A 26,417-nucleotide genomic window follows, 5' to 3' on the forward strand; every position below is an offset into this window, starting at 1 on the left:
TCAGAAATCCGCCGGCGGGTTGGCGGTTCTGCGGTCGAGCTTGATGAACGGCCGGGCCACCACCTTGGCCCGTTTCATCAGCTTCTGATATTGCAGCTCGCGCATCGCATAGATCTCGACCCAGAGGTCTTCCAGCATCGTATCACCAAACGGCCGCTCCAGCGAGGCAATGGCGACGTTGCGCTTGGCCATCGGCGACCACATGGCGGCGCTGACCAGCCCGACCTCCTGGCTCTTCTTGTGGTAGACGATGGCGTGTTCGGCCGGGATGTTGCCTTCTATCTCCAGCCCGACCAGCACATGGCGCACCTTGCGTTTGGCGCGAGCCTCGAGGATGGCTCGGCGGCCGTTGAAATGGCCCTTCTCAGGGTCGATCATGAAGCCAAGCCCGATCTCGTCGGGCATGCGCAGGCGGTCGGCGCGGACGGCATGCTCGGCGGTGGTGAAGTCCCCATTGGCGACGATCAACCCGGCTTCGAGCCGGGCGCGGTTCAGCGCCGTATAGCCGATGGCGCGGATGCCGCGCGGTTCGCCGGCTTGCATGAGCCGATCCCACAGGCCCAGAGCCTTGTCGGCCGGCACGAACAGTTCGTAGCCGAGATCGCCGGTGAAGCCGGTGCGCGAGATTGAGACCGCACCGCCCTCATGCGGGAAATCGGCCAGGTCGAACACCCTGAGTTTGTCGACGCCGGCAAAACCGGCGTCGCGCAGCACGGCGAAGGAGGTCGGGCCCTGCAAGGCGAGGCCAGCGATGGCCTCGGTCTCTTCCTGGACCGTCACGGCGAAGCCGATGGCGCTGTCGAGGAGCCAGGGAAGATGCCGCTCCTGCGAACACAGGCGGAAGCGCGTCGGCGACAGGCGGAAAAGAGTACCATCGTCGAGGACAAAACCGGCGTCGTCGCACCATGCGGTGTAGTGGACGCGGCCGGGCTTGAGTTTTGCCACGTCGCGCAACGTGACCCTGTTCAGGTAGGCTTCGGCTTCCGGGCCTTCGATACGGTATTTCGTCATCGGCGAGATGTCGAACAGCGCCGCCTGGCTGCGGATGGCGAAATACTCGAGTTCCTCGTCCCAAAGCGAATGCGGCGCGCGATAGCCGCCCCAGTTGTACCAGTCCTGGGTCCTGGCCAGCGCGTCGATGCGTGGCTGGAAAGGGGTGCCCTGGCGCAGCGTGCGGAAATGGCCCTGGGCGATGGTGCGGGCGGAGACATCCGAGGCAGCGGTCTCGGCGGCGCGGTTGTTTGTGATTGTCCTCGCCATTTTCTTAGCCCTTCATCGCGATGATGCGCCGCGCTGCGTTCAGGCCGGGTGCGCCGGAGACGCCGCCGCCGGGATGTGAGCCGGCGCAAGCCAGGAACAGTCCGTCGACCGGCGTGTCATAACCCGACCAGCCGGATACGGGCCGCGACATCAGCATCTGGTCGGCCTGCAGTTCGCCGTGGTGCCAATGGCCGCCCGGCATGCGATAGCGCGTCTCGATATCGGCCGGCGTCAGCAGTTCGGCATGGACGACGCTCTTGCCGATGCCAGGCGCGTAAGACTCGAGCTGCGCCATGATCGCCTCGAGGAATTTCGGCTTGCCGGAATCCCAACCCTCCTTGAGTGCATAGGGGGCATATTGCACCACCGCCGACAGCACGCACGCGCCGCTCGGCGCCAGCGACGGGTCTGCCAGACTGGGCAACGTGATTTCCATCACCGGCTCGGTGGAGAATTCGCCGTATTTGGACGGGTTGAAGGCACGCTCGACATGGTCGGGCGAGGGTGCGATGACCAGACGGCCGTTGTGGCTGACAGCGTCGGCCCCGGTGAATTGCGGCGGCCGGTCGAGCGCCAGATTGAGCTTCGCCGCATCACCCTTCATGCGGATATTCCTGACCTTCCTTACAAAGCCGGTGTCGACTTCACGCGGACCGACAAGGTCGAGGAAGGTGGTTGCCGGATTGATGGCGGAAACGATCGTCCTGCCGCGCAGCTCTTCGCCACTGTCGAGCGCGACGCCCACGGCGCGGCCGTTCTCGACGATGATCCTGGCCACCTGCGTCGCCGTGCGGATCGTCACGCCGGCCTTTCCAGCCGCCGCGCGAATAGCCGCGACGACAGCACCCATGCCGCCTGTCGGCACGATCTGTGCGCCGACAGCACCTGCCGTCTCTCCCGCCAGCCGGTAGTAGAGGCCGAGCAGCGAGGTCGGCGATCTCGGGCCGAGATGGCTGCCGAGCGTGGCGTCGAAGGCAAGCAGGCCCTTCAGCCGGTCATCCTCGAGCTGTTCGTCGAGCAGGTCGGCGACATTCATCAGCAGCACGCGCAGGAAATCGCGCATGTCCTCCTTGCCGAGCCTCTTCAGCGCCAGCGCGTTCTGGCCGAGTGCTGCCGTTTCAAGCAGCGACATGCCGCCAAGATCGGGCGGCCGCCGCGCCAGGAATGGTTTCAGGATACCGGCATACCGCAGCAGCTGTGCACGAAGCTCTTTCCAGGCTGTCTGCTCTGACGCACTGCCGCCGGTCAGCACTTCTCCGTAGGCGCCGTGCAGGATCAGCGGCGGGCCGTCCTTCGACAGGGCCACGGAAGGCACGAAGTCGCCGCGCGTGACGGTCAACCCGTGCTTTTCCAGTTCAAGCGATTTCACCACATCCGGGTGCAGCCGGTTCAGCACATGGGCGATGGATGACACTCGAAAGCCCGGCGCGAACTCCTCGGTGCGGGCGGCGCCACCGACTTCAGCGGCAGCCTCCAGCACCAGCACCTTGCGGCCGGCTTTCGCCAGTGTTGCGGCGGCGACGAGGCCGTTGTGGCCGCCGCCAATGATGATGGCATCAAATGACGTCATGGGCCGGGCTCATATGCGAGGTGGACTTGGCGAGGTCGCGCAGGATTTCAGCGGCGGCATTGCGGCCGGGCGCCCCCATGACGCCGCCGCCCGGGTGTGTCGAGGAGCCGCACATATAGAGCCCGCCAACCGGCGAGCGGTATTGCGCGTAGCCCGGCACCGGGCGGTTGAAGAGCAACTGGTCGAAAGTCAGTTCGCCCTGAAAGATGTTGCCTTCGGTGAGGCCGACCTCGGCCTCGATCTCGCGGGGCGTGCGCACCTCCATGTGGACGATGCGATCACGGAAGCCAGGCGAATACTCCGCGATCTGAGAAATGACGCTCTCGGCAAAGCCGTCGCGGTCGGCATCGGTCCACTCGCGGCCGTTCACCTTTGGCGGCGCGTACTGCACGAAACAACTCATGAAGTGCTTGCCTGGCGGCGCCATGGTCGGGTCGAGCGTGGTCGGGATGACCATGTCGAGGAACGGGTCGGACGACCAGCGACCGGCCTTCCAGTCGTCATAGGCGCGCTCCATGCGCTCCATGGAATCGGTGAAATGCATGTCGCCGCGATAGACTGGCGAATCGTTCGGCAGCGCCGGAAATTCGGGCAGGGAATCGAGCGCTATGTTGACCTTGCCGGAGGAGCCGCGGATCTTGAAGTTCTTCACCCTTCGCAGAAAGATGTCGGGCAGTTCCTTTTCTTCGACCAGCTTCAGGAAGGTGCGCTTCACGTCGGCATTGGAGACGACGAGCTTGCCGTAAATTTCCTCGCCGCCCGCCAGCACCACGCCCTTGGCCTTGCCTCGGCTCACCAGCACATGGTCGACCTCTGCGCCGGTACGGATGGTTCCACCAGAGGCCTTGAAGGACGAGGCCAATGCCTTGGTGACCGCGCCCATGCCGCCGCGTGCATAGCCCCAAGCGCCGACCGAACCGTCGACCTCGCCCATATAGTGATGCAGCAGCACGTAAGCCGTGCCCGGCGACATCGGCCCGAGCGCGGTGCCGATGATGCCTGACAAGGCGAAGTTGGCCTTGATGACATCCGTCTCGAAATATTCGTCGAGGAATTCCGAGATCGACATGGTCCAGAAGCGCAGCGTCAGCGCCATTTCTTCCGCCGACAGGCCCGCGAATTTCTTGCCCAGATAGAGAAGCTCGCCAAGGTCACGCGGCTTGAGGCTGGTCGGGTCCGGGGCAGTGCGCATCAGCAGCGGCTGGATGAAGCGGCACTGCCGCGTCACGTCGCGGGCGTATCGGTCGTAGGCTTCGGCGTCGCGTTTCGAGAACCGGGCGAATTCGCGCCGGTGCGCGTCGTGGTCGCGGTAGTTGGCGAGATAGTCGCCGTCGCGCGTGAACACCGCGCCACCCTCATAGGAGATTACCTGCAGGCCGAAGCGCGGCAATTCGAGATCGCGCATGATCTCCGGCCGGAACAGCGAACAGACATAGGAGCAGTTGGAATAAAGGAAGCCGGGCGTCAGTTCGCGGCTGGTGGCCGCGCCGCCGACCCAGTCGTTCCTCTCGACGACCAGCACGTCTAGGCCCGCGCGTTGGAGATAGCAGGCGTTGACAAGCCCGTTATGTCCGCCGCCGATGATGATCGCATCCCAAGCTTTCATGCTGGCCCAGTCTTGATTTGTGACCGACGCTTTCTCGCGTGATCCGTTCCCCGAATTCGCGAAATCTGGCACGACGATGGATATTCTGTCTAGCCATTTTGAATGAATGTTCAACAAATGGTATTGCGTTTTCCCGTTCATGCGCTAGGCTTTGCCAGCACTCGACACTAGGCATTCGACACTTGGGACCAAGGTCTGATGATCGAAACGGCCGAAGCCGCGCCTGAGTATGACGACACCGCCATCCGCTTCCTGGAGGCGCTGTGGGGCGAGGGATATCTGTCACCCGGCGGGCCCGACGAGGTCGACAGGGTGCTCGATGGCCTTTCGCTCCGGGACAAGACGATCCTCGACATAGGCTGCGGCTCGGGCGGCATCGTCCTGCACATGGTCGAGCGCCATGGCGCGGCACATGCCATCGGCTTCGACGTGGAACGACCTGTGATAGAGGCGGCCACCCAGCGGGCGGCAGGGCGCGCATTGGGCGGGCGCGTGCGGTTTGTCCACGCGGCGCCTGGGCCGCTGCCTTTCGCCGACGGTGTGTTCGATGTCGTTTTCTCCAAGGATGCGTTGCTGCATGTATCCGACAAGGACGCCCTGTTCGCCGAGATATTCCGCGTGCTTCGACCAGGCGGTGCCTTCGCGGCCTCGAACTGGATGATCTCGCATGACGGCGATCCATCGCCGGACATGAAGGCCTATGTCGCGGCCGAGGGCCTCTCCTTTGCCATGGCGTCGCCCCAGCGTTACGCGGAGGCGATGCGCCGGGCAGGCTTCGAGGATGTCATCATCCGGGATCGCAACCCCTGGTACCGCGAGGTCGCCCGGGAGGAGTTGAACCGTCTCAAGGGGCCGCTTTATGCGACGGTCACTTCGGCAGTCGGCGCCGCTTACGTCGACAAGAACATACGAACCTGGGAAGCGATGCAGAAGGTTCTTGACAGTGGTGAGCACCGTCCCACTCATCTTCGCGCATGGAAGCCGGTGGGATAGCCGGCGATGTGGAGCATGACGGCATCAATGAAAGCTGCAACGCGCGAAGAGCGTTCCCTGGACGCGGCCAGGAATAACGAACATGAAAAACGTGGCCGCAAGGCATCGAAGGAAGTCAGGCAGCTTCAGTTGATCGAGGCGACCATCGATTCCCTGGCCAAGCGAGGCTATGCCGAAACGACGATGGCCGACGTCGCCGACGGCGCCGGCCTGTCGCGCGGCATTGTCAATTTCCACTTCGAGAGCAAGGAGAAGCTGCTCGTCGCCACCTTGCAGCATATGTATGACGAGTATTCGGCACATTGGCGCAACGCGCTGCAGAAGGCGGGTGATGACCCCGCGCGGCAGCTTCATGCATTGGTCGCGGCCGATTTCGACCGCTCGATCTGCAACAAGCGCAAGCTGGCCGCCTGGTGTGCGTTCTGGGGCGAAGCGAAATCACGGCCGACCTATCAGGCGCTGAGCAGCGCGCGCGATGCCGTCTACCAGAACATCTACATCGACCTTTGCGCGACGCTGAAACGGAGCGGCGGCTACGCCTTCGAGCCGCAGGTCATGGCGCTGGCGCTCAGCGCCATGCTCGAGGGGCTGTGGCTGCGGTTGATGATGGGCACCGAGGACACGACCCGAGAGACCGCCCTGCAGGCGGCAAACGAGTTCCTGGCGGCGGCGTTTCCAAAGCATTTTGGCCCAACGACCGTCTCCGGGAGCGGAACGACGTAACATAACCCAAAAAAATCAAGAGGATGGAACAGCAATGAAGACAATGACTCGGCGCCTGGCACTCACACTGGGCCTTGCGGCAACACTGGCGGCTTCAGCGGCGGCGCTGGCGATTGCCGCCGACAAGGATCTGATCGTGTTCGATTGGTCGGGCTACGAGGCTCCTGGTTTCCATCCCGATTACGTCAAGAAGCACGGCGACTCGCCCACCTTCGCTTTCTTCGGTGACGAGGATGAAGCCTTCGAAAAGATGCGTTCAGGCTTCAAGGCGGATCTCGGCCATCCCTGCTCGCAAAGCGTTGTGAAATGGCGCGAAGCCGGCCTGCTGCAGCCGCTCGACACGTCGAAGATCACAGGCTGGAAAGACCTCAATCCCGGCATCATGGCGATGAAGAATCTCGCCACGACCGATGACGGCAAGGCCTGGTTCATGCCGTGGGACTGGGGCAACACGCTGGTCACCTACAATTCCGAAAAGGTCGATGAAAAGGACATCCAGTCGCTGAAGGCGTTTGCCGATCCGAAGTTCAAGGGCAGGGTGTCCATCGGCGACAATGTCGACGATGCCTATGCGCTGGCCAGCCTTGCCATCGGCCTGAAGGACTGGACCAAGATGACGGACGACCAGTTCAAGCAGGCGTCGGATTTCCTGCGCCAGGTGCACAAGAACGTCCGGCTCTACTGGACCGACAATACGGAGATCGTGCAGGCCTTCACCGGCGGCGAGGTCGACCTTGCCTGGGCCTGGAACGATGCCGCCGTGCAGTCGGCGCTCGCCGGCTCGCCGATCAAGGCCAAGCGCGACACCAATGAAGGCATTTCGACCTGGGTTTGCGGCTATGTTCTGTTCAAGAACGCGCCGGGCAACACCGACAAGGCCTATGACTATCTGAACGCGGTCAACGATCCGGCGGTGGCCAACGTGCTGGTCAAGGACTGGGGCTACGGCCAGGCCAATGCAAAGGGCATGGCTGGCGTCGATCCGGCCGTGCTGAAGGGCAAGGGCTATGACGACGTGGAGAAGTTCGTCGACAAGACGCTGTTCCAGCAGCCGCTGCCGTCCGACCTGAAGCTCAAGATGATCGCCGAGTTCGAAAAGATCAAAGCCGGCTATTGAACCTCCCGCAAGTCTCGCCCGCCAGCCGGAAACGGCCGGCGGGCAGGCTCGCCAAAGTTGCGGAATTCTCCTAACCTCGCCATGATGTTCTCGCGAAGGGGGAGTTTCGCGCCATGAATTCCATATTTCGCCGCCTTGTCCTTGCCGCCGCCTGCACGATCGGCGCCGGCGCCGTCCTGGCATTCGCCAAAGGTGGCGGCGATCTCGTCGTTTTCGACTGGTCGGGATACGAGGATCCGCTTCTCCATGCCGCCTACACCGCCAAGAACGGCGCCGAGCCCACCTTCGCCTTCTTCGGTGACGAGGACGAAGCCTTCGAGAAGATGCGGGCCGGGTTCAAGGCGGATGTCGCCCACCCCTGTTCGCAAAGCGTGGGCAAGTGGCGCGACGCGGGCATGCTTCAACCGCTGGACACGTCGAGGATATCCGGGTGGAAAGATCTCAATCCCGGTATCATGGCGATGAAGAATCTCGCCACGACCCAGGACGGCAAGGCGTGGTTCATGCCTTTCGACTGGGGCAACACCGCGCTGCTCTACAGGACCGACAATGTGACGCCGCAGGAAGCACAGTCGCTGCGCATCTTCGCGGACCCGAAATTCAAGGGCCGCGTCACCATTGGCGACAATGTCGATGACGCCTATGCGCTGGCAAGCCTGGTCATCGGTCTCAAGGACTGGACCAAAATGACCGATCAGCAATTCAAGGATGCATCCGATTTCCTGCGCCAGGTGCATAAGAACATCCGCCTCTACTGGACCGACTCGACCGATATCGACCAGGCCTTTTCCGGCAATGAGGTCGACCTCGCCTGGGGGTGGGGTCAAACGCTGATCGCGATGACCCAGCAAGGCGTTCCCATCGCCATGAATCGCGACACCAAGGAGGGAATGTCGACCTGGGTATGCGGTTACGTTCTGTTGAAGGACGCGCCCGGCAATCTCGATCAGGCCTATGATTTCCTGAATGCCGTCAATGCTCCCGACGTGTCGAAATACATGGTCACGACATTCGGCTACGGCCATGGCAACGGCGCCGGCATGGCTGCCATCGACCAAAAGGTGCTGGCCGATCGTGGCTATGACGACCTTGGCAAGTTCCTCGACAAGACGTTGTTCCAGCAGCCGGTGGCACCGGAACTGAAAAAGCGAATGGTCGACGAGTTCGAGAAGATCAAGGCCGGCTATTGAGCAACAAGCGAACGGAAGTCGTCATCGTCGGCGCGGGCTTCACCGGGCTGTCGGCCGCACATGAACTGAAGAAGGCCGGCATCGATTTTGTCCTGCTCGAGGCGCGCGACCGCGTCGGCGGGCGGGTCGAAGCCAAGCACAATGGCCTCGGCGAACGAGTCGACAGCGGCGGCCAATTTCTTTGTCAGGATATGCCCGAATTGATGGCGCTCGTGAGTGCGCGGGGCAAAACGCTGGTCGAGACCTATGTCAACGGGGAATTCCTCGCCCAGCCGCCAATGAGTGAGGCGGAAGCCGAACGAACCTATGCCGCGTCGATGGCCGTGCGCGAGCGCATGAACCGGATTTCCCCGGACGATCCGGCCGTCGCCGGCCTGACAGTCGCCGACTGGCTTCAACGCCAGAGCGATCCACTGGACGTCAAGGCGGCCTTCCGGTCCATGATCGAGGGCCTCTGGTGCCAGGCGCTGGAAAAGATGCCGCTTTGGCACCTCATCGACAATGATCGCCGCATCACCAATGAGGTGTCTGAGCTTCAGTACTTCGTGCGCGAAACCATGCATGCGCTGGCCCAGGATCTGGCCGACGATCTCGGCGACCGGTTGCTACTCGGCATGCCCGTCACGCGCATCGAACGCCAGCAAGATGGGGTACGGGTCGTCACCGCAACGGGCTCGATCGAGGCGCGCGCGGTGCTTGTCGCCGTGCCGCCGGTGATGGCGTCGCGGATCGAGCACTCGCCGCCGCTGCCGGTCGGACTGGCGAGAGCGCTGGGCGCCTGGCAAAGCGGCACGGTGATCAAGGTGCTGGTGCGCTACGCCACGGCTTTCTGGCGCGATCGCGGCTTGAGCGGCATGGTGATGTGGCGCGACCTGCCGGGGCTGTTTGCCTGCGACGTCAGCAAGGATGACGATCATGCGGCGCTGGTCGTTTTCATCGGCGGCCCACTTGCCCTGCGCTGGCGTGAGTTTAGCGATGCGGCATTGCGTGGCGAGTTGACGGCGAGGCTGGAGGCGGCACTCGGCGCCGAGGCCGCCGCCGTGCTCGACATCAGCTGGCGTGACTGGACGGATGATCGCTGGAGCGGCGGCGCCTATGGCGATCTCATCGCCGATGTAACGGCCACCAACGCCGAACGGGACATTCTGCACGGCGCGCCGCCGGTCTATTTCTCCGCGTCCGAACTGTCGCCGTCCTATCCCGGCTATATCGAGGGCGCGATCGTGGCGGGGCGCATCGCGGCGCGAAAGATCATCCCGGGCCCTCAGTCGGCCATCGCCACCAGTGCTTCCGGGTCGTAAGCAAGCCGGATCGAGGTGCCGACGGGAATGTCGTCGGCGCCGAAATCATTGGTCTCGGTCACCGACAGCGGCTTTTCCAGGCCGGGAATCTCGACGATCAGGTGGGTGATCTCGCCGAAATAGTGGCGCTCGACCACCTTGCCGGCAACCTCGAATTTGGCTGTCGCATTGTCCCACAGCACGCGCAGCCGCTCGGGGCGTATGCCGAGTGTGGCAGCGCTGCCGTTGCGCACGAACGCCTTGGGCTTGTCGGTCTTCACGCGGCCGAAGCCAAGCGTGTCGACGACGATCGATGCGCCGTTCTCCTCGACGATCTCGGCCTTGACGAAATTCATACCGCCGAGGAAGTCAGCCACCTGGCGGTTGACCGGCCGCTGGTAGATCTCCTTGGGCGAGGCGACCTGGGCGATCTTGCCGCCGAACATGACGGCGATGCGGTCGGACATGGCGAGTGCCTCATACTGATCATGGGTGACCAGGATGAAGGTTATGCCTACCGCCTGCTGCAGGCGGCGCAATTCGATCTGCATCTGCTCGCGCAGCTTCTTGTCCAGCGCCGACAGCGGCTCGTCGAGCAGCAGCACTTTCGGCCGCATGACCAGCGCGCGCGCCAGCGCCACGCGCTGCCGCTGGCCGCCGGAAAGCTCGGTGGCGCGGCGCTTGCCGAGCCCGACCAGCGAGACCTGCGCGAGCGCTTCCGCGACACGCCGCTTTTCTTCCGTGTCGCCCAGGCGCAGCCGCTTCAGCCCATAGGCGACATTCTGCTCGACATTGAGATGCGGAAAGATAGCGTAGCTCTGGAACACCATGTTGGAGGGGCGCCGGTTGGCCGGGATGCCTTCCATAGGCTGTCCGTCAACGGCGATGGAGCCGCTGGTGGGATTGTCAAAGCCGGCGATCATGCGCAAGAGCGTGGTCTTGCCGCAGCCCGACGGACCGAGCAGCGAGAAGAACTCGCCCTCCCGGATGGTCAGCGAGGCGTCATCCAGCGCCTTGAACGCCCCGTAGCTGCGGGTGACGTTGCGGATCTCGATCATCGACCGGTCGGTCTGCCGGGATCGTTCGGCCTGGGACCGCTCAGACATAAAGGCCTCCCTCGTTCTGGGTGCGCCTGGCCGCACGGCGGCGCAGGACTTCGGCAATGGTCATCAGCAGGAATGAGGCGATCAGCAGCAGCGTTCCCAAGGCCAGCACACCGGGCAGCTTGGCGGCGAACCGCAACTGGCCCCAGATGTAGACGGGCAGCGTCGCCTCGGTTCCGGTGAGGAAGAAGGCGATGATGAACTCGTCGAGCGAAATGGTGAAGGAGACCAGCAGGCTGGAAATGATCGCTGGCGCCACCATGGGCAAAGTCACTCGCCGAAAGGTGCCGAAGGCGCTTTCGCCGAGATCGGCCGATGCTTCCTCAAGGCTGCGGTCGAACCCCTCGAAGCCGGAGATGAGTACGGTCATCGAATAGGGAATGCAGACCAGTATGTGGCCGAGCACGACGGTGAACAGCGACAGGCTGAGACCCAGCTGCAGCATGACCAGCAGCATGGAAATGGCAACGATCACTTCCGGCAGCACCAGCGGCGCCATGATCAGCGCGTTGATCGGGCGCCGGCCGGGGAAGCGGTAGCGGGTGATGGCGCGCGCGGCGAGTATGCCGAGGGTCGTCGAGAGCACGGCGGCCGAGATGCCGACGACCAGGCTGTTCCAGGCGGCGTCGAGCAGGGCCGGCGTGTTGGGCAGGTCCTCGTACCATTGCAGCGTGTAGCCCGAGAGCGGAAATTTGGGCGTCGCCGAGGTGTTGATCGAGAAGATCGGCAGGAAGACGATCGGCAGGTAGAGGAAGGCAACATAGAGCAAGGCATAGACCGCCAGCCAGCTGTTGCCGGGCAGGAAACGCCGCAATCCCTTCATCGGGCGAGCCTCGCCGCGGAACGGATGATGAAGACGGTGGCGCCCGCCATCAAAGTGACGATGAACATGGTGGTGACCGACAGGGCGGCGCCCAGAGGCCAGTTGGCGGCCTTGCCGAACTGCGCCTGGATGGCGTTGGCGATCATGACGCCGTCCTTGCCGCCGACAAGGCGCGGCGTGACGTAGTCTCCAACCGTCGGGATCATGACGATCAGGATCGCCGATATGACGCCCGGCGCCGACAGCGGCAGGGTGACGCGCAGGAAGGAGCGCAGCGGCCCGTCGCCGAGATCCTTGGCCGCCTCGATGAGGGTACGGTCGACCTTTTCCAGCGACACGAAGATCGGCAGGATGGCGAAGGCCGCCCAGGCGTGGGTCAGCGTGATGATGACGGCCGAGGTGTTGTAGAGCAGGGCCGTCGACGGCTCGCCGATGATGCCAAGGCCCATCAGTCCGGAATTCAGGACGCCATTGTAGCCGAGGATGACCTTCCACGACATGACCCTGAGCAGATAGCTGGTCCAGAACGGAATGGTGATCAGGAAGAGCCACAGGCCCTTGTGGCGGCCGCCATGGAACGAGATGAAGAAGGCGATCGGGTAGGCGAGGATCACGGTCAAGAAGCTGACCGTCAGCGAGATGTAAAGCGAGCGCCAGAGCAGGTCGCGATAGATCGGCTCGGTCAGAGCGATGCGGTAATTCTCAAGGGTGAAGGTGCGGTCGATCGTCAGATAGTGTTGCGTCCAGAACGAATGGGCGACGACCACCAGGATCGGCAGGACCAGAAGGATCAGGGCGTAGAGGAATGTCGGGCTGATCAGGGCAAAGCCCTGGACGGATTCGGATTGCAGAAGAGCTTTTCGTCTGGCCCGCGATCTCAGCAATGCAGGCGACCCTTCCGCGGCCACCGTCATTGCAGGGCTCCGGGTGTGATCTCGGTTGCTGGCTCGGTCTGTCCCGCCATGCGGCATCCCATTGGCTGCGCCGGCAGCTTGTTCCCCTTGCTTGCCGGCTTTCTTTCATCATGCGCGCATCCGCCGATTGAAATCAAGCGCTAATTCTGCGATATTGATTGAACGACCATTCAAAATGAAGTGAATGAAGCCGACATTTCCAAGCTTGGCACTGAGCTTCTTATGGATGGGAATTTGTCAAACGCATGTGAGGCGATGATGGCGGCTGCAAGAGACCTGAGAGCGACCGAGATGGCTGGCGATGGCGGTGACGATGCGATCGAACTGGCCAAGCGACATCTTATCCAGCCCTGGCCTTACGCCGGCTCGGTCGGCGCCGAGGCGCGGGCGCTGATTGGCGAAGGCGACGGCATCTACATCACCGACAACACGGGCAAGCGGCTCATCGACGGGCCGGCCGGCATGTGGTGCGTCAATATCGGCCACCGCCGCGAGGAACTCGCCAAGGTGATGTACGACCAGGCGATGACGCTGTCCTACAACACGCCGTGGTACACGATGAACGCGCCGTCGGCGGAACTGGCCATGCGCATCGCCGGCCATGCGCCTGGCGACCTCAGCCACGTCTTCTACACCACGGGCGGCTCCTCGGCCGTCGAGACCGCGCTGCGCTTCATGCAGTTCTACAACAATGTGCGGGGACGGCCGGAGAAGAAGCTGATCCTGAGCCGGGGCGGCGCCTATCACGGCTCGACCTATCTGTCGGCCTCGCTCAACGGCAGGCCGCGCGACCGCGACTGGATGGACGGCGCCGACGATCTGGTCGTCAAGCTGTCCTCGCCCGATCCGTTCCGCCGCCTGGCGGGAATGAGCCTTTCCGCCTTCACCGATTTCCTCGTCGACCAGTTCCGCGACATGGTCGAGCGCGTCGGCGCCGACAAGATCGGCGCGTTCGTCGGCGAGCCGGTGCAGGCCTCGGGCGGTGTCGTCGTGCCGCCGGACGGCTATCTCAAGCGCATCCGCGAGATCTGCCGCGAGAACGACATCCTCTACGTCTCCGACGAGGTGGTCACCGCTTTCGGCCGGCTCGGCCATGTCTTCGCGTCGGGTGACGTGTTCGGCATCGATCCCGACATGATCACCTTCGCCAAGGGCGTGACGTCAGGCTACTTTCCGCTGGGCGGCGTCATCATCTCCGAGAGGCTGCTGGAGGAATTGCGCCGGTCGAACCATCCGGACGCGATGTTCGGTCACGGCCTTACCTATACCAGCCATCCGGTGGGCTGCGCGGTGGCGCTCAGGAACCTCGACATCCTGGAAGAGAGCGTGCTTGCGCATACGCGGGAGGTCGCGCCCTATTTCCAGGCGCGGCTGAAGACACTGGAAGAACTGCCGCTGGTCGGCGAGGTGCGCGGGGTGGGATTGATGGGCTGCGTGGAATGCGTCGCCGATCGCGAGAGCAAGGATCCGCTGCAGCTTGACAAGGATGTGGGAAAACGCATCGACGCGCACTGCCATGAGCTCGGCCTGCTGGTGCGGCCGCTGATCAACATGTGCGTGATGTCGCCGCCGCTGATCATCACCCGCGAGCAGATCGACGACATGGTCGGCATCCTGCGCGAAGGCATTTCACGCACGATGGATGATCTGCGCAAGGAAGGTGTTTGGCGGGGATAATTTAGCTTCCTTCTCCCCGTCCTACGGGGAGAAGGTGCCGGCAGGCGGATGAGGGGCTGCCCCGACGTTGGCCATGGGCCGCGTATGAGAACATCATCCGTCTGAGGCGATAATCTCAACGGCAGGCGCGGCGCCGGCTCACAAGATTAAGTCGGGCGGTCATCTTCCGCGGTTTGCGGGCGAGCCCATCGCGAGGCGTTGGCGTCGCCCATCATCCGCTCTTCGGGCACCTTCTCCCCGTGAAACGGGGAGAAGGAAGGGTCTTTACGATCGCGACTTGAGCGCGTCGTTGAGGTTCCCCATGTCCTTTTCCTCGGGCGCCGTTTCCAGGCCAAGCACCGGCAGCATCTTGCGCAGGTGATCGTGGTGGGTGCGGACGCCGTATTCGAGGTCGGACAGGTAGAAGCCCTCGAAGGCTTCGGACAGCATGGATTCGTTCGACCATACCGAAAGCTGCACGTCTTCCGACATGGTGTCCCGGTCGATGCGGAACGACAGATAGCGGGCGGCCGCCTGCTCGCGGCTCTCGTCGCGGTAACGGTAGATGGCGCCGCGCAGCAGCGTCTCGCCGGTCGACAGCGGGAACTCCTGATAGAACTGCACCGATTCCGGCATCACCGAAATGACCGCATTGGGAAAGATACCGTAGTAGACCCAAGCCTTTTTCAGATGATCGGGCAGATGGGTCGGTTCGGGCGCGATCTTGACGTAGTTCCTGACGCTCCAGCGGCGGCCGGCATGCGGGTTGTAGGTGGCAAAGGAGCGCGAGACGCCATTGATGAAGGGTTCATCGAAATAGGTGGCGCCGTAGAGATCCTGCAAAGCGGGATGTGCCATGGCGACATGGTAGCCCTCATTGTCGACGTCGCGCACCGACTTCCAATTGACCGGGGTCTTCTGGGTCCAGATGCCCCAGGATGGCACCATGTCGGCGACCTTGTAATGCGCAAGCTCGGCCTCGATCGGCTTAAGGAGTTCGGCAACCGATGGCTGCGGGCCGCCGTTGCGGAAGCGGATGAAGATGAAGCCCATCCAGATTTCGAGATCGAGCTGCATCAGGCCGAACTCGGTCTTGTCTAGATCGGGGAATGAGAGCGGGCGCGCCGCGCCTCGCAGCGTGCCGTCGAGATTGTAGACCCAGCCATGGAACGGGCAGACCAGGGCATTCTTGCAATTGCCCTGGCTGTCGGCGACGACGCGGCTGCCGCGGTGGCGGCACATGTTGTTGAAACCGCGCACGACGCCATCCTTGCCGCGCACGATCAGCGCGCGCTCGCCGACCACATCCATGGTCAGATAGTCGCCGGCATTCGGCAGGTCGGAGACGTGGCCCACGATCTGCCAGTGATTGCGGAACACATGCTCTTTCTCGAGTTCGAGAAGGGCGTCGGAGTGATAGCTCCAACCTGGCAGGCCCCGCCTGTCCCAATCGTTGGGGATCGCCACGTCGCGGAGGTGCGGGTTCATAAGCGGCTCTTCTTTTATTGAATGCTTGTTCAATAAAATCATATTTTTCATTGAAATGCAATGGCTTGTAGAAAAATCAAACTTTTCGCGCCCCGCGCGGAAGCCGTTTTTCAATCCGCTAGGCCGAAGAAAATCCCGGAAATTCCGAGCCTTAACATGGCTTCCGGACGAGCGTCTCGCGTGAGGCACGACGCTCGACGCCAGAAAAAATCGCGGCTTTCCCGCGGAAAAGACTGCCTCGCCTGTCCGCAATGTGAGGTTGCTCATAGTCCGGCTCCGAGAGTTCGGGCTTTGCTGTGCGCCATCGGTATCCAAGCAATAGGCCGGTCGCGCCCATGAAACAGTTTCGCCAACAAACCAATGTGCCGGGTACTGACCGGTTTTGCCCGAATATGCCTATGTTCGTTGTTTCGGTGCTGTTACACGGGCAAGCATCGCGTATCATTTGCCCGTTACCAAGTGCGATTAAGTTCGTTTCGTAGAAGATAAGAAAGAATACGAAGGTACGGCGATGCGGATGAAGATCAACACCACGGGCAGCAGCGATATCCGCTTTCAGGCCCCAGAGCGCAACGACCGGCGTCCGAAGCTGGCGCTTCGCCAGCGCGCCAGCGACCATCCGATGGCGATGTTCATGGTACTGGCCGGATCCACCTTCGCCGGCATGGTGTTCGTGCCGACGGTGGGGCCTACCTTCGCCTCATGGAATCCGCCCGCGAACGTCGTCGAGGGCGAGATGACGACGACCAAGACCGCGCGTCTGCCGATGCCGGAAATCGAGTTCGCTTGCAGAGGACAGGCCTGGGGCGCCGAGACGGCCGACTGCCTGCGCGTCATTGCCGAGCAGTCCGGCAAGCATAGGGCAAGCGCCGTTCGCATGATCGCCAACGCCGCGCCGCTTGCCAATACGCCCAACATTTTCTGACTGATCGACGTGATACGCTAACCTGGCTAGCGATCGCGCCCTGAACTCCCCCGAGCGCTACCCTCCGGCGCTCCATTCGGCTCCCACCGCATCGTCGGTTGGGAGCCCTTTTTTTGAAGGGCTGTCAGCCTTGGGCCGCCTGCTCGGCAATGGCCGATAGCACGCTGCGCACATCCAGTGTGCTGAAAGGCTTTTCCAGGATCTGTGGCCGCTGGCTCGCCGGCAATGCCTCGATCTCCGCCTTGGCACCGATCAGATCGCCCGTGACCAGGACGAAACGGCGTGCCAGCAAGGGTCTTTCCGTCATCAGCTCGCGATAGATGGCGATGCCGCTGGTGCCGGGCATGCGCAGGTCGGAAAAGACGATGTCCGGCGGCATGTTGCCGTTCAGGGTCGCCGCGATCGAGGCCCAGAGAGGGACGATCCGCGATTTGATGCCCATCAGTTCCAGTATGTCGGACAGCGAGCCGGCGACATCCGGTTCGTCATCGATGATCAGCGCATGACGCAATCCGCTGGATCGGGCCGGGCTGTCGCCGATAATGACGGTGCCGGCGGAAATCGCCGGCAACTGCACGACGAAACGCGCGCCTCTCGGCAGCACCTCCTCGAACCAGACATTGCCATTGTGGCGTTCGATGATGGATTTCGAGATCGACAGGCCGATGCCGGTGCCGACGCCAACCGGCTTCGTGGTGAAATAGGATTCGAAGATACGGGGGCGTATGGCTTCGGGCACGCCAGGACCATTGTCCTCGACCGAGAAACCAGGGTCGCCCTTGTCGCCGCGGAATGTTCGGACCTTGATCAACCGGTCACCGGCAATGCCTGCCAGGGCGTGCTGGCTGTTGATCAGGAAGTTCGCGGCCACCTGGGTGACGTGGTCGGCATCGGCCATGGCCAGCAGCGGACCGGGCGCGAAATCGGTGTCGATGACGATACCGGTTGATCGCGCGCCATAAGCGGTGACTTCGAGAGCAGCGCGGATCACCTGGTTCAGATCGGTCTCGGCTTGCGCGGTGGGATGAAGGCGGACCATCGACAGGAAGCTCTTGACGATACGGCCGCAACGCTCGGCGGCGGCGCGCACCTTCTCGGCGCGTACCTTGGTCTGCGGATCGGCGGCGAATTCGTGCAGCAATGTCGATTGGGCGACCACGACCGCCAGCGGGTTGTTCAGTTCGTGCGACACGCCGGCGAGCAGCGAGCCCATCGCCGCCATCTTTTCGTTCTGATGCAGCTTCTCGCGCTGGCGATTGATCTCTTCCTCGGCGCGCAGCTTGTCGCGCAGGTCGCGGATGGAGCCAAAGATCAGGCGGCGGTCGGCGACACGCATCTCGGTCGCCGTCAGCTCGATCGGGAAGACCTCGCCGGCCGCATTCTGGGTGACGGTCTCCAGCCGCTGGCCGACCATGGGCGCACCGCGGCCGGACATGTATTCGGCGCCCGACACGTAACCCTTGCGATAGTAAACGGGAACGACGGTGTCGAGCAGGTCCTTGCCCAGTATGTCGCTGCGCTGGTAGCCGAACATCTTCTCTGCGGCCGGATTGAATTCGATGATCGAGCCCGTCTCGTCGATGACGATGATGGCGTCCAGCGAGGCCTGCAGCATGGTGCGGCGGATGACTTCGCTGGCATGGGCATCCGAGGGCGATCGTTCGATGGCGTCGCCGATGGCCAACGCGATGATATGCAGCGTGGCCTCTTCCTCGTCGGTCCATTCGCGCTCGTTGACACAGTCGTTGACCGCGAGTGTGCCCCACAGATGACCGTGGGAAAAGACCGATACCGATAGGAACGATTTGATGCTCTGCTTCTCGAAGTCGCGTCGGAGGAAGCCGTCGAGATTGCGCGTATGGCCGGCGAAGATCTTGCCTTGGCGCTCATCCTCCGCCAACCGTTCGAGCAGAGGGTCCGAGTTGATGATCGACTGCATGATCACTGTTGGCGACGCCAGTTCGCCATCAAAGCGGGAATCGACCCAATAGGCTGCGACTGACTGGGCGAATCCCTGTCCGGGCAGTTCGCGCAGGCGGAAAAGGATGCCGCGTTGGCAATCCAGGGTGGTGCAAAGCGTGGCAAGTATCGAGTCAATCTCGCGCTGCCAATCACCGGCCTCGCGAAGCCGGCGGACGACGCGAACAGCGGCCATCGCCGCGCCCTGCCGTGGGCCGTGCGTGTCCGTGCGTGTAAATTCAGCGGTCATGGTCTGCCGTCATTGCCGCCCTGGTTGTCTCGTGCCGATCTACCCTTGTGCGAACATAATCCTCTTGGAAGCGGCCCCATAGCGGGATCGTCGTCTAATTGCCTTCGGCGGTCGGCAGGGAGAAGATGTAGCCTTCGCCGCGCACCGTACGCAGGAATTTCGGATTGGCCGGATCAGTCTCGATCTTTTTCCTGAGCCGCATGATGCGGATGTCCACGGCGCGGGAGGATTCCGGATCCTCCATGAAGCCGATCGCCTCGGAAATGGCCGCGCGCGTCAACAGCCGGTTGGCCCGCGTCAGGAAAACCTCCAACACGTCGAACTCGCTCTTGGCCATGTCGACGACAGCGCCGTTGGTGCCAGTGACCAGCCTGCCGTCGAGATCGGCCTGAAAGGACCCGAACGTCACGAAACGACGGCTGGCGGCAGCTTCGATCTTGTCGGCTCGCGGCGCGGCCGGCTGGGGAACGCGCCGCAGCACGCTACGCACCCTCGCCAGCACTTCACGCAATTCATAGGGTTTGACGATGTAGTCGTCTGCGCCGAGTTCCAGCCCGACAATGCGGTCAAGCGCCGTGCCAGCGGCAGTCGCATAGATGATGCCTATAGGCAGTTTCGAGCGCAGCCAGCGGCCGAGCGACAGGCCGTCCTCACCGGGCATCGCGATGTCGAGGACGGCAAGGTGAAAGGATTGCTTCTCAAACATGGCCCGCGCGGCGGATGCGCTCTCCGCCGTGGCAACCTCGTAGCCGTTTGCTTCAAGGTATTCAGCAACCGCATCCCGCAGATCGGGCTCGTCCTCGACGATGATAATTCTCGCCCGCACTATGTTCTCGCCCCTGCTGTCAGCAGAAAGTAGATTGGGTATAAACATTATGTCCAGCGCTCATATCCGGTTGCCGAAGGAGACGATAGGAAAATGGCTGCTCGTTCCGTCATCGCCCTTGTCTGCGTTGCCGATGTGGTCGCGGCCGACCTTGCCGATCATCTTGAACGGCGCGGTCATGATGTGCGCGAGGCGCGGCAGCCTTGGGAGGCGGAATCCCTGCTTTCGGGGAAGGCCATCGATATCGCGATTGTCGGCGACAGCCTCAGCCAGGCAGAGGGACGAGACCTGCTCAGGCGCCATGGCGGCGAGGGCGGACCGGATTTCATCCTGATCTGCCGTCCGGCCGATCTTGTCGACAAGGTGCTGGCGCTCGAACTCGGTGCCGCCGACGTCGTCGAGAGCCCGATCAATGTCAGGGAACTGGCCGCTCGCATTGGCGGCCTGCTCAGCCGACGCGGCAGGGGCGCAGGGGAACTGATCGTGCTTGAGAATGCCACCGTCGACCTCAGGTCGGCCATGGTCATGCATCGTTCCGGCGCGGAAGAGCAGCTTTCGCCTGGGCAAGTGGCCTTGCTCAGGCTCTTCCTCGCCAGTCCGCGCAAGGTGTTGACACGCGACGACATCATCGCAGCCGCGCCGGCGGAGAATGCCGACGCCTTCGACCGCTCGATCGATTCCCGCATTGTGAGGCTGCGCCGAAAGCTCGACACCGAAACCATCACGACGATACGCGGCGCCGGTTACCGGTTCGATCCGCCGATACAGTTCACCGACTGACGGCAGGGCACGCACCCGAGTGCCTCAGCGCACCACGAGAAGCGAAGGGCCCGCTGGCGGGTCGCTGTCCATCGTGAGTTGACCTGCATGGGCATGATCCCTGAGGAGCAAGGTGGCGAGGCCGGCAAAGCCCAGCAGACCCTGTGCGTAGAGCAGAGCTGAAAGCACCGACGCGGCAAATCTTCTTCTCATGACGCTCGCTCCTCAAATTCAAATGTCGAAACGGATCATGCTCCAGGAGCGGCGCCCATGGATGCACGGGCATCCGTTGCGACTACACATCCTGCTTGTCGAACACCGACTCCGACCCTCCGGCCGCCGCCGAAGCCTGCTTCAGGCAAACCCCCGAAGCGCCCGCGCCGCTGAGGGAGCCCCCCGCCGCGGCGCGGGCCTTCGGTCCTCTCGGCAGCAAGTTGCCGGAGGGGCCGCGCATTCCCGTCAGCTCAAGGCCGACCCGCCAGAGGGCCTTGAGCCGGTCTATGCGCAGGCTGGATATGATCCAGACCGTGGCGATGTAGAAAATGGCATGGAGTGTCGAAACTTCGCTTTGCGTCAGCTCCGCCGGGTGGCCGCCGACAATGCCGACACAGCCAACGACCGCGACTATGATGCTTGTCCCTGCAAGCCAAAACATCTCGTTCGATTTCATTGGGTTTGGAGCCATTTGTTTCGTTGGTCCAAATTTGCGGCGCGCGTGTATCCGTATCATGCCGCCGGATCATCGCTTTGTTGCCTGTCGGTTTCGTGAGTTGGCAAATTTCTTTCATATCAAGCAAAATCGCGCTTTCGTTTAGAGAAAAGCATATTTGCGGTTGTGGTCGGTGGCAAAGAAGACGGACAATGGCTGGAGTGTTTGGCCTATTTCACTTGTTTTCTTTTTGAGTTGTATGAAACAAATTCGAAACAGAAAAACTTGTCATACGAAATAATTTTGAAACGTCAGGTTATGATAGACCGGCGGTAAACGAAGCCGGTCGTTCCGGCGATAGGGGACATCTTGCAGAAGACCTTTGTCGCCAAACCGATCGGCATCGCAACCGCCTGACGGGTGCTGCTCTTCTCATCGGCACAGGTGTGGCGCCGCCCGCGCCGCCAACAGGGTTGTAGCCGTCGTCTAGCTTTGACGGCAGATGATGGAGGTTTCGGTCGACGGGCGCCCACCTTCGCCTGGAAGGTCTCGACGGGCGACAGGGCGCAAGCCACGCCGACCGGTTCGTTCAAGCAAACCAGCATGCACGAAATGTGGTACTCGAAGAAGTACGACAATGCGCCCATGCCGCATTCCGTCTTCTTCAACGGTGGCTACGCGGTGCACGCGACCTATGCGGTCATGCATCTTGGCCGGCCGGCTTCGCATGGTTGCGTCCGGCTGCATCCGGACAATGCCGCTGATTTCACGAACTCGTCCAGACGCTCGGACCGGCCAACACGCGTATCCTGATCGTCAAGTGCAGGCACCAGCGCGCCGGGGCAAACAGGTTCCAGACAAGAAAAAGACCGGAATTTCCGGCCTTTTTGTTGTCACTATCAGTCTGCCGCCACCGGCATGAGCTTCGGGTCCGGCTTCTCCGCATGGTGCGGCAGGTCCTTGCTGGCGATGAAGGTGTAGAACATCGGCACCACGAACAGGGTGAACATGGTTCCCACCAGAATGCCGGTGAAGATGACCAGGCCCATCGAATAGCGCGCCGCGGCACCCGCACCACTGGAGACGATCAGCGGTACAACGCCCAGTGCCATGGCCGCCGTCGTCATCAGGATCGGCCGCAGGCGGACCTTGGCCGATGCGATAATGGCGTCGCGCCTGCGCATGCCGTGCGCCTCACGCTGCTGGTTGGCGAACTCCACCAGCAGGATGCCGTGCTTGGTGATCAGGCCTATCAGCGTGATCAGTCCGACCTGCGTGTAAATGTTGAGCGTCCCCAGGCCCAGGTTCAGCGGCACGATCGCGCCGAAGATCGACAGCGGCACCGACATCATGATGATCAACGGGTCGCGGAAGCTTTCGAACTGCGCCGCCAGAACAAGGTAGATGACGACGACGGCCGCGGCGAAGGCGATCAGGATCGTGTTGCCCTGTTCCTTCTCCTGGCGAGACTGGCCGGAATAGTCGATGAAGAACGTGTCGGGCAGGCTTTCCCTGGCGATGTCCTCGAGGACTTTCAATCCGTCGCCGGTGGTGACACCGGGCAGCGGCAGCGCCGATATTGTCGACGAGTTCAGCTGGTTGAACTGTTCGATGGCGGCTGGCGACGCATTGTTCGAGATCTTGACCACCGCCGACAGCGGCACCATTTCGCCGGTCACGCTGCGCACGAAGTATTGGCCGAGCTTCTCTGGATTGTCGCGGAACTCCTGCGGCACCTGTGGGATGATGTCGTAGCTGTTGGAGTCGCGATCGAATTGCGCCACTTCCGCGCCGCCGACCAGGAGCGTCAGCGTGCGGCCGATATCGGCGATCGGGAGGTTGAGGGCCGCGGCGCGGTCTCGGTCGATGGTCACTGTCACTTGCGGTGAGTCATACGACATCGAGTTCTGCACGACGATGAAGCGGCCGGAAGCCTGTGCCTTGTTCTTGATCCGCTCGGCAGCTTCGTAGACTTCGGCGGAATCGCCGGTCGAGCGCACAACCATGGCGATTGGCAGTCCGCCCCCGGAGCCCGGCAGCGTCGGCGGTGCGAAGACGAAAGCCTGGACACCGGCCACCTTGGCGATACGAGCGCTGATGTCGGCCTGCAACTCCTTCGAACTGCGCTTGCGTTCCGCCCAGTCCTTGAAGGCAAAGCCGACGAAGGCACTGTTGGTGGTGCCGCCGAAGGCGACCGCCGAGAATTGCGCCCGCGTTTCTGGAATATCCTTCACCAGGCCGAGCATCTGGTTCACATAGGTTTCCGTATAGTCGGACGTTGCGTAGGTCGGTGCCGTCACCAGCGAGAGCAGGAAGCCCTGATCCTCTTCCGGCGCCAGTTCGCTCGATGTCTTGGTGAACATGAAGCCGGTCACGCCGACAAGCGCCAGTACGATGATCAGCGTCACCGGGCGATAGTTCAGGGAGCCGGTGACCGCCCTCTCATAGACATGTTCGACCCGCGAGAACACGCCGTCGACGATGCGCTGGAACCTGCCGGGTTGCCCTGCCTTGAGCAGGCGGGCCGCCATCATCGGGGTGATGGTGATGGCGATGATGCCCGACAGCACCACCGAACCGGCGAGCGTGACCGCGAATTCACGGAACAGTGCGCCGGTCAGGCCGCCGGTAAAGGCGAGCGGCGCGAACACGGCGGCCAGCGTCATGGTCATTGCGACGATGGCCGAGGCGATCTCACGCATGCCGCTGAAGGCCGCCTGCATCGGCGACATGTGGTCTTCCTCCATGTGGCGGTGGATGTTCTCCACCACCACGATGGCGTCGTCGACAACCAGGCCGATCGCCAGCACCATGGCCAGCAATGACAACAGGTTGATCGAATAGCCCACCGCGAACAAAAGGAAACAGACGCCGATCAGCGACAATGGGATGGTCACGATCGGCATCATCACCGAACGGAAAGAGCCGAGGAAGAGAAGGATGACGACGACGACGATGGCAACGGCCTCGGCGATGGTCTTGAACACCTCGTCGATCGAGGCGCTGATCTGGCCGGTCGCGTCGTAGACGACCTCGATCGTCATGCCCTTGGGCAGCGTCTCCTGAATCTGCGGCACGAGCTTGGTGAGCGCCGCCGCCGTCGTCAGCGGGTTGGCGGCCGGTGTCGGGAAGATAGCGAGGAAGGTGCCGGGCTTGCCGTTGAAGCTCACCCTTGTGTCGGTGTTCGCGGCGGCAAGCTCCACCCGCGCCACATCGCGCAGGCGCACCACATTGCCGTCCGCCGAACGCAGCGGAAGTGCCGCGAAGGCTTCCGGCGTCTGCAGCGTCGAGCGCACCGTGATCGACGACACGACATACTCGTTCTGGGTGTTGCCGGGCGCCGAGAGGAAGTTCGAGTTGTTGATCGCGACCAGCACTTCCGACGCCGTTACGCCGCGCGCGGCAAGCTTGATCGGATCGATCCAGACCCGCATCGAATATTCCTGGGCGCCGAAGATCTGCACGTCGGCGACACCTTCGACGGTCGACATGCGTGGCCGGATGACGCGCTCGATATATTCGGTCAGCTGCTCCTTCGTCATGTTCGGATTCTGCATCGAGATGTACATCATCGCGAACTGCTGACCGGTGCCCTTGACGATGACCGGGTCCTTGGCCGCATCCGGCAAGGTGCCGCGCACGCCCTGGACCTTGGACAGCACTTCGGTCAACGCGACGTCCGGATTGGAGCCGAGCTTCATCTGCACCGTCACGGTGCTGGAGGACGGACGGCTGGACGATGTGACGTAGTCGATGTTCTCGGTCGAGGCGACGGCGCGCGCGATCGGGGCGGAGATGAAGCCCTGGATCAGGTCGGCGCTGGCGCCGGGATAGGCCGTGGTGATGGTGATCGCGGTTTCGTCGACCTTGGGATACTGCCGGATCGACAGGTTGAAGATGCCCTGGAAACCGAGCAGCAGAATCATGCAGGCAAGCACGGTCGACAAGACCGGGCGGCGGATGAAGATGTCGGAAAAACTCATTGGTCGGTAGCCTGCTTATTCGCCGACTTGGTCGGATCGATCGTGTTGTCGACGGCAACGGACATGCCGTTGAAGAGGCGGTTCTGACCGGCGGTGACGACTTCGTCGCCGGCCGAAAGACCTTGCAGGATTTCCACCATGCCCTCGTTGCGACGGCCGGGCTTCACGAACACCTGTGACAGAACCAGCGCGGGCTTCGCGGCATCGGCGGCCGGCTTGGCCGCTGATGCGTCGCCTGACGGCTTGGTGGCATCGGCGGGCTTGGCCGGGTCGGCAGACGCTGTGTCCGCCGGCTTGGCGGTATCGGCAGGCTTGTCCGTCGACGAGGCCGCAGCCTTTTCGTCAGGCTTGGCCGCGGGCGCGGCTTCCGCCGCCTTGGCCGGATGCACCACGAATATGTAGTCGCCATAGAGGCTTGACGTCAGCGCCGTCTGCGGCAGTGCCAGCACGTTGTTTTCCTCCGGCAGTATCACGCGCACCTGCACGAACTGGCCGGGCGTCAGCTTGCCTTCGGTGTTGGCCACTTCCGCCCTGACCGTCACCAGGCGGCTTGACGGATCGATCTTCGGGTTGATGCCGCGGATGGTGCCGGCATAGGGCATGTCGGAGCCACCGATGCCCAGTTTGACCGTCTGCCCGATCTTGAGCAGCGGAAGGTCCTGTTCGGGAACGGAGAAATCGACCCGCATCGTGTCGAGATCCTGCAGCGTCACGACCGAGGTGCCGGGCGCGAGATACTGGCCGAGATCGATCTTCGGAATACCGACCGTGCCCGCGAAAGGCGCTGTCAGCTGCTTCTGATCGAGCACTGCCTGCAGCTTGTTTACCTGCGAGGCGGAAGCCGAGGCCGTCGCCCGCGCCGTGTCGAGCGTCACATCAGAGCCCACACCGCGCTTCTGCAATTCGAAGGCGCGGGCAAGGGAGGTCTGGTCGAGAGCGGCCTGCGCCTTCGTGGCGTTGAGATCGGCGCGCTCGACGGCGTCATCGAGCTGGAGCAGCACGGCGTCCGCGGCAACTTTCTGGTTGGCGTGGAAAAGGATTTCCTTGACGATGCCGGTGGTCTCGACGGTGAGCTCGACGCCGCGCACGGCATTGGCCGTGCCGATCGCCTCAACGCCTGGCGTCCAGGTCGATGGCTTGACGATGGTGGTCGACACGGTCGCCGCCGGCGGCTTCATCGTCGCGAAGTACTGCTTGATGGCTCCGTCGCGGAAGAAGTTAAAGCCGACGATGCCGCCGACCACCACAACGAGCACGAGCAAAACCAAGCCGATGACGAGTGTGCGGATTACATATTTGAACAAGAAAGACCCCTCAGTCGATCCCGGCAAAAAGCACGGGTG

General features: G+C 62.7%; 21 protein-coding genes and 1 pseudogene. 9 read left to right on the forward strand and 13 right to left on the reverse strand.

All coding sequences use genetic code 11. The features are described 5' to 3' along the window. Genes ACO07C_RS20595 through ACO07C_RS20605 form a run of 3 tightly spaced genes read right to left on the reverse strand, consistent with a single transcriptional unit; the run spans window position 1 to window position 4,436 of the window. Entirely contained in the window at window positions 1-1,260 is a 1,260-nt protein-coding gene (locus ACO07C_RS20595; protein ID WP_421915991.1) for an aminomethyltransferase family protein, read from the reverse strand. 4 nt (window positions 1,261-1,264) lie between these two features. Beyond that, window positions 1,265-2,830: a phytoene desaturase family protein gene (locus ACO07C_RS20600; RefSeq protein WP_421915992.1), complete on the reverse strand. Its 1,566-nt coding sequence runs from the start codon at window positions 2,828-2,830 to the stop codon at window positions 1,265-1,267. Beyond that, window positions 2,817-4,436 (reverse strand): phytoene desaturase family protein, encoded by a 1,620-nt coding sequence (locus ACO07C_RS20605; protein WP_421915993.1) that lies wholly within the window; start codon window positions 4,434-4,436, stop codon window positions 2,817-2,819. Before ACO07C_RS20605 ends, ACO07C_RS20600 begins: the two co-directional genes overlap by 14 nt. 198 nt (window positions 4,437-4,634) lie before the next feature. Here ACO07C_RS20605 and ACO07C_RS20610 point away from each other — a divergent pair, with 198 nt between their 5' ends. The 5 genes from ACO07C_RS20610 to ACO07C_RS20630 all read left to right on the forward strand — a co-directional run bounded on the left by ACO07C_RS20610 (window position 4,635) and on the right by ACO07C_RS20630 (window position 9,760). Next, window positions 4,635-5,429 carry a methyltransferase domain-containing protein gene (locus ACO07C_RS20610; RefSeq protein WP_421915994.1) on the forward strand — a complete coding sequence of 265 codons (795 nt, stop codon included), beginning with the start codon at window positions 4,635-4,637 and terminating at the stop codon, window positions 5,427-5,429. A 27-nt stretch (window positions 5,430-5,456) separates the two neighbouring features. After that, on the forward strand, window positions 5,457-6,152 hold the full coding sequence (gene betI / locus ACO07C_RS20615) for a transcriptional regulator BetI (protein ID WP_421915995.1): 696 nt from the start codon (window positions 5,457-5,459) through the stop codon (window positions 6,150-6,152). A gap of 34 nt (window positions 6,153-6,186) precedes the next feature. Then, window positions 6,187-7,269 carry an ABC transporter substrate-binding protein gene (locus ACO07C_RS20620; protein ID WP_421915997.1) on the forward strand — a complete coding sequence of 361 codons (1,083 nt, stop codon included), beginning with the start codon at window positions 6,187-6,189 and terminating at the stop codon, window positions 7,267-7,269. A gap of 113 nt (window positions 7,270-7,382) precedes the next feature. Continuing rightward, window positions 7,383-8,459 carry an extracellular solute-binding protein gene (locus ACO07C_RS20625; protein WP_421915998.1) on the forward strand — a complete coding sequence of 359 codons (1,077 nt, stop codon included), beginning with the start codon at window positions 7,383-7,385 and terminating at the stop codon, window positions 8,457-8,459. Next, entirely contained in the window at window positions 8,456-9,760 is a 1,305-nt protein-coding gene (locus ACO07C_RS20630; protein WP_421915999.1) for a flavin monoamine oxidase family protein, read from the forward strand. Before ACO07C_RS20625 ends, ACO07C_RS20630 begins: the two co-directional genes overlap by 4 nt. On the opposite strand, the gene ACO07C_RS20635 is transcribed toward ACO07C_RS20630, so the two are convergent. Genes ACO07C_RS20635 through ACO07C_RS20645 form a run of 3 tightly spaced genes read right to left on the reverse strand, consistent with a single transcriptional unit; the run spans window position 9,724 to window position 12,579 of the window. Continuing rightward, window positions 9,724-10,797, reverse strand: a complete 1,074-nt coding sequence (locus tag ACO07C_RS20635; protein ID WP_421917577.1) for an ABC transporter ATP-binding protein — start codon at window positions 10,795-10,797, stop codon at window positions 9,724-9,726. The two genes, ACO07C_RS20630 and ACO07C_RS20635, sit on opposite strands and share 37 nt — an antisense overlap. Window positions 10,798-10,837: 40 nt before the next feature. After that, the gene (locus ACO07C_RS20640) at window positions 10,838-11,665 is read right to left on the reverse strand and encodes an ABC transporter permease (RefSeq protein WP_421916000.1); all 828 of its coding nucleotides are present in this window, start codon (window positions 11,663-11,665) and stop codon (window positions 10,838-10,840) included. Further along, window positions 11,662-12,579 carry an ABC transporter permease gene (locus tag ACO07C_RS20645; RefSeq protein ID WP_421916001.1) on the reverse strand — a complete coding sequence of 306 codons (918 nt, stop codon included), beginning with the start codon at window positions 12,577-12,579 and terminating at the stop codon, window positions 11,662-11,664. The genes ACO07C_RS20640 and ACO07C_RS20645 overlap by 4 nt, the downstream gene beginning before the upstream one ends. 258 nt (window positions 12,580-12,837) lie before the next feature. Here ACO07C_RS20645 and ACO07C_RS20650 point away from each other — a divergent pair, with 258 nt between their 5' ends. Further along, complete coding sequence (locus tag ACO07C_RS20650) at window positions 12,838-14,256, forward strand: aminotransferase (protein WP_421916002.1); 1,419 nt, start codon at window positions 12,838-12,840, stop codon at window positions 14,254-14,256. Window positions 14,257-14,520: 264 nt separating this feature from the next. Here the strand turns inward: ACO07C_RS20650 and ACO07C_RS20655 are convergent, their stop codons facing one another. Next, on the reverse strand, window positions 14,521-15,723 hold the full coding sequence (locus ACO07C_RS20655; RefSeq protein ID WP_421916003.1) for an aromatic ring-hydroxylating oxygenase subunit alpha: 1,203 nt from the start codon (window positions 15,721-15,723) through the stop codon (window positions 14,521-14,523). 511 nt (window positions 15,724-16,234) lie between these two features. Here ACO07C_RS20655 and ACO07C_RS20660 point away from each other — a divergent pair. Then, a complete protein-coding gene (locus tag ACO07C_RS20660; protein WP_421916004.1) occupies window positions 16,235-16,648 on the forward strand; it encodes a hypothetical protein in 414 nt (137 codons plus the stop codon). Window positions 16,649-16,772: 124 nt separating this feature from the next. Here the strand turns inward: ACO07C_RS20660 and ACO07C_RS20665 are convergent, their stop codons facing one another. Then, window positions 16,773-18,857, reverse strand: a complete 2,085-nt coding sequence (locus tag ACO07C_RS20665; RefSeq protein ID WP_421916005.1) for a PAS domain S-box protein — start codon at window positions 18,855-18,857, stop codon at window positions 16,773-16,775. Between the two features lie 94 nt (window positions 18,858-18,951). Further along, entirely contained in the window at window positions 18,952-19,731 is a 780-nt protein-coding gene (locus ACO07C_RS20670) for a response regulator (protein WP_421916007.1), read from the reverse strand. Window positions 19,732-19,776: 45 nt separating this feature from the next. Here ACO07C_RS20670 and ACO07C_RS20675 point away from each other — a divergent pair, with 45 nt between their 5' ends. Next, a complete protein-coding gene (locus ACO07C_RS20675; protein WP_421916008.1) occupies window positions 19,777-20,463 on the forward strand; it encodes a winged helix-turn-helix domain-containing protein in 687 nt (228 codons plus the stop codon). Window positions 20,464-20,487: 24 nt separating this feature from the next. On the opposite strand, the gene ACO07C_RS20680 is transcribed toward ACO07C_RS20675, so the two are convergent. Together ACO07C_RS20680 and ACO07C_RS20685 are read right to left on the reverse strand one after the other, a co-directional pair. Next, window positions 20,488-20,655: a hypothetical protein gene (locus ACO07C_RS20680; RefSeq protein ID WP_421916009.1), complete on the reverse strand. Its 168-nt coding sequence runs from the start codon at window positions 20,653-20,655 to the stop codon at window positions 20,488-20,490. An 82-nt stretch (window positions 20,656-20,737) separates the two neighbouring features. Beyond that, entirely contained in the window at window positions 20,738-21,097 is a 360-nt protein-coding gene (locus ACO07C_RS20685) for a hypothetical protein (protein ID WP_421916010.1), read from the reverse strand. A 407-nt stretch (window positions 21,098-21,504) separates the two neighbouring features. Between ACO07C_RS20685 and ACO07C_RS20690 the strand changes: the two are divergent. Then, window positions 21,505-21,912 (forward strand): annotated as a pseudogene (locus ACO07C_RS20690) (L,D-transpeptidase); the annotation flags it as partial. A 78-nt stretch (window positions 21,913-21,990) separates the two neighbouring features. On the opposite strand, the gene ACO07C_RS20695 reads toward ACO07C_RS20690, so the two are convergent. Then, window positions 21,991-25,074, reverse strand: coding sequence for an efflux RND transporter permease subunit (locus tag ACO07C_RS20695; protein WP_421916011.1), 3,084 nt, complete (start codon window positions 25,072-25,074; stop codon window positions 21,991-21,993). Then, window positions 25,071-26,378 carry an efflux RND transporter periplasmic adaptor subunit gene (locus ACO07C_RS20700; protein ID WP_421916012.1) on the reverse strand — a complete coding sequence of 436 codons (1,308 nt, stop codon included), beginning with the start codon at window positions 26,376-26,378 and terminating at the stop codon, window positions 25,071-25,073. Before ACO07C_RS20700 ends, ACO07C_RS20695 begins: the two co-directional genes overlap by 4 nt. Between the last annotated feature and the right edge of the window lie 39 nt (window positions 26,379-26,417).

The sequence above is a fragment of the Mesorhizobium sp. genome, assembly GCF_965229135.1.
Lineage (GTDB): Bacteria > Pseudomonadota > Alphaproteobacteria > Rhizobiales > Rhizobiaceae > Mesorhizobium.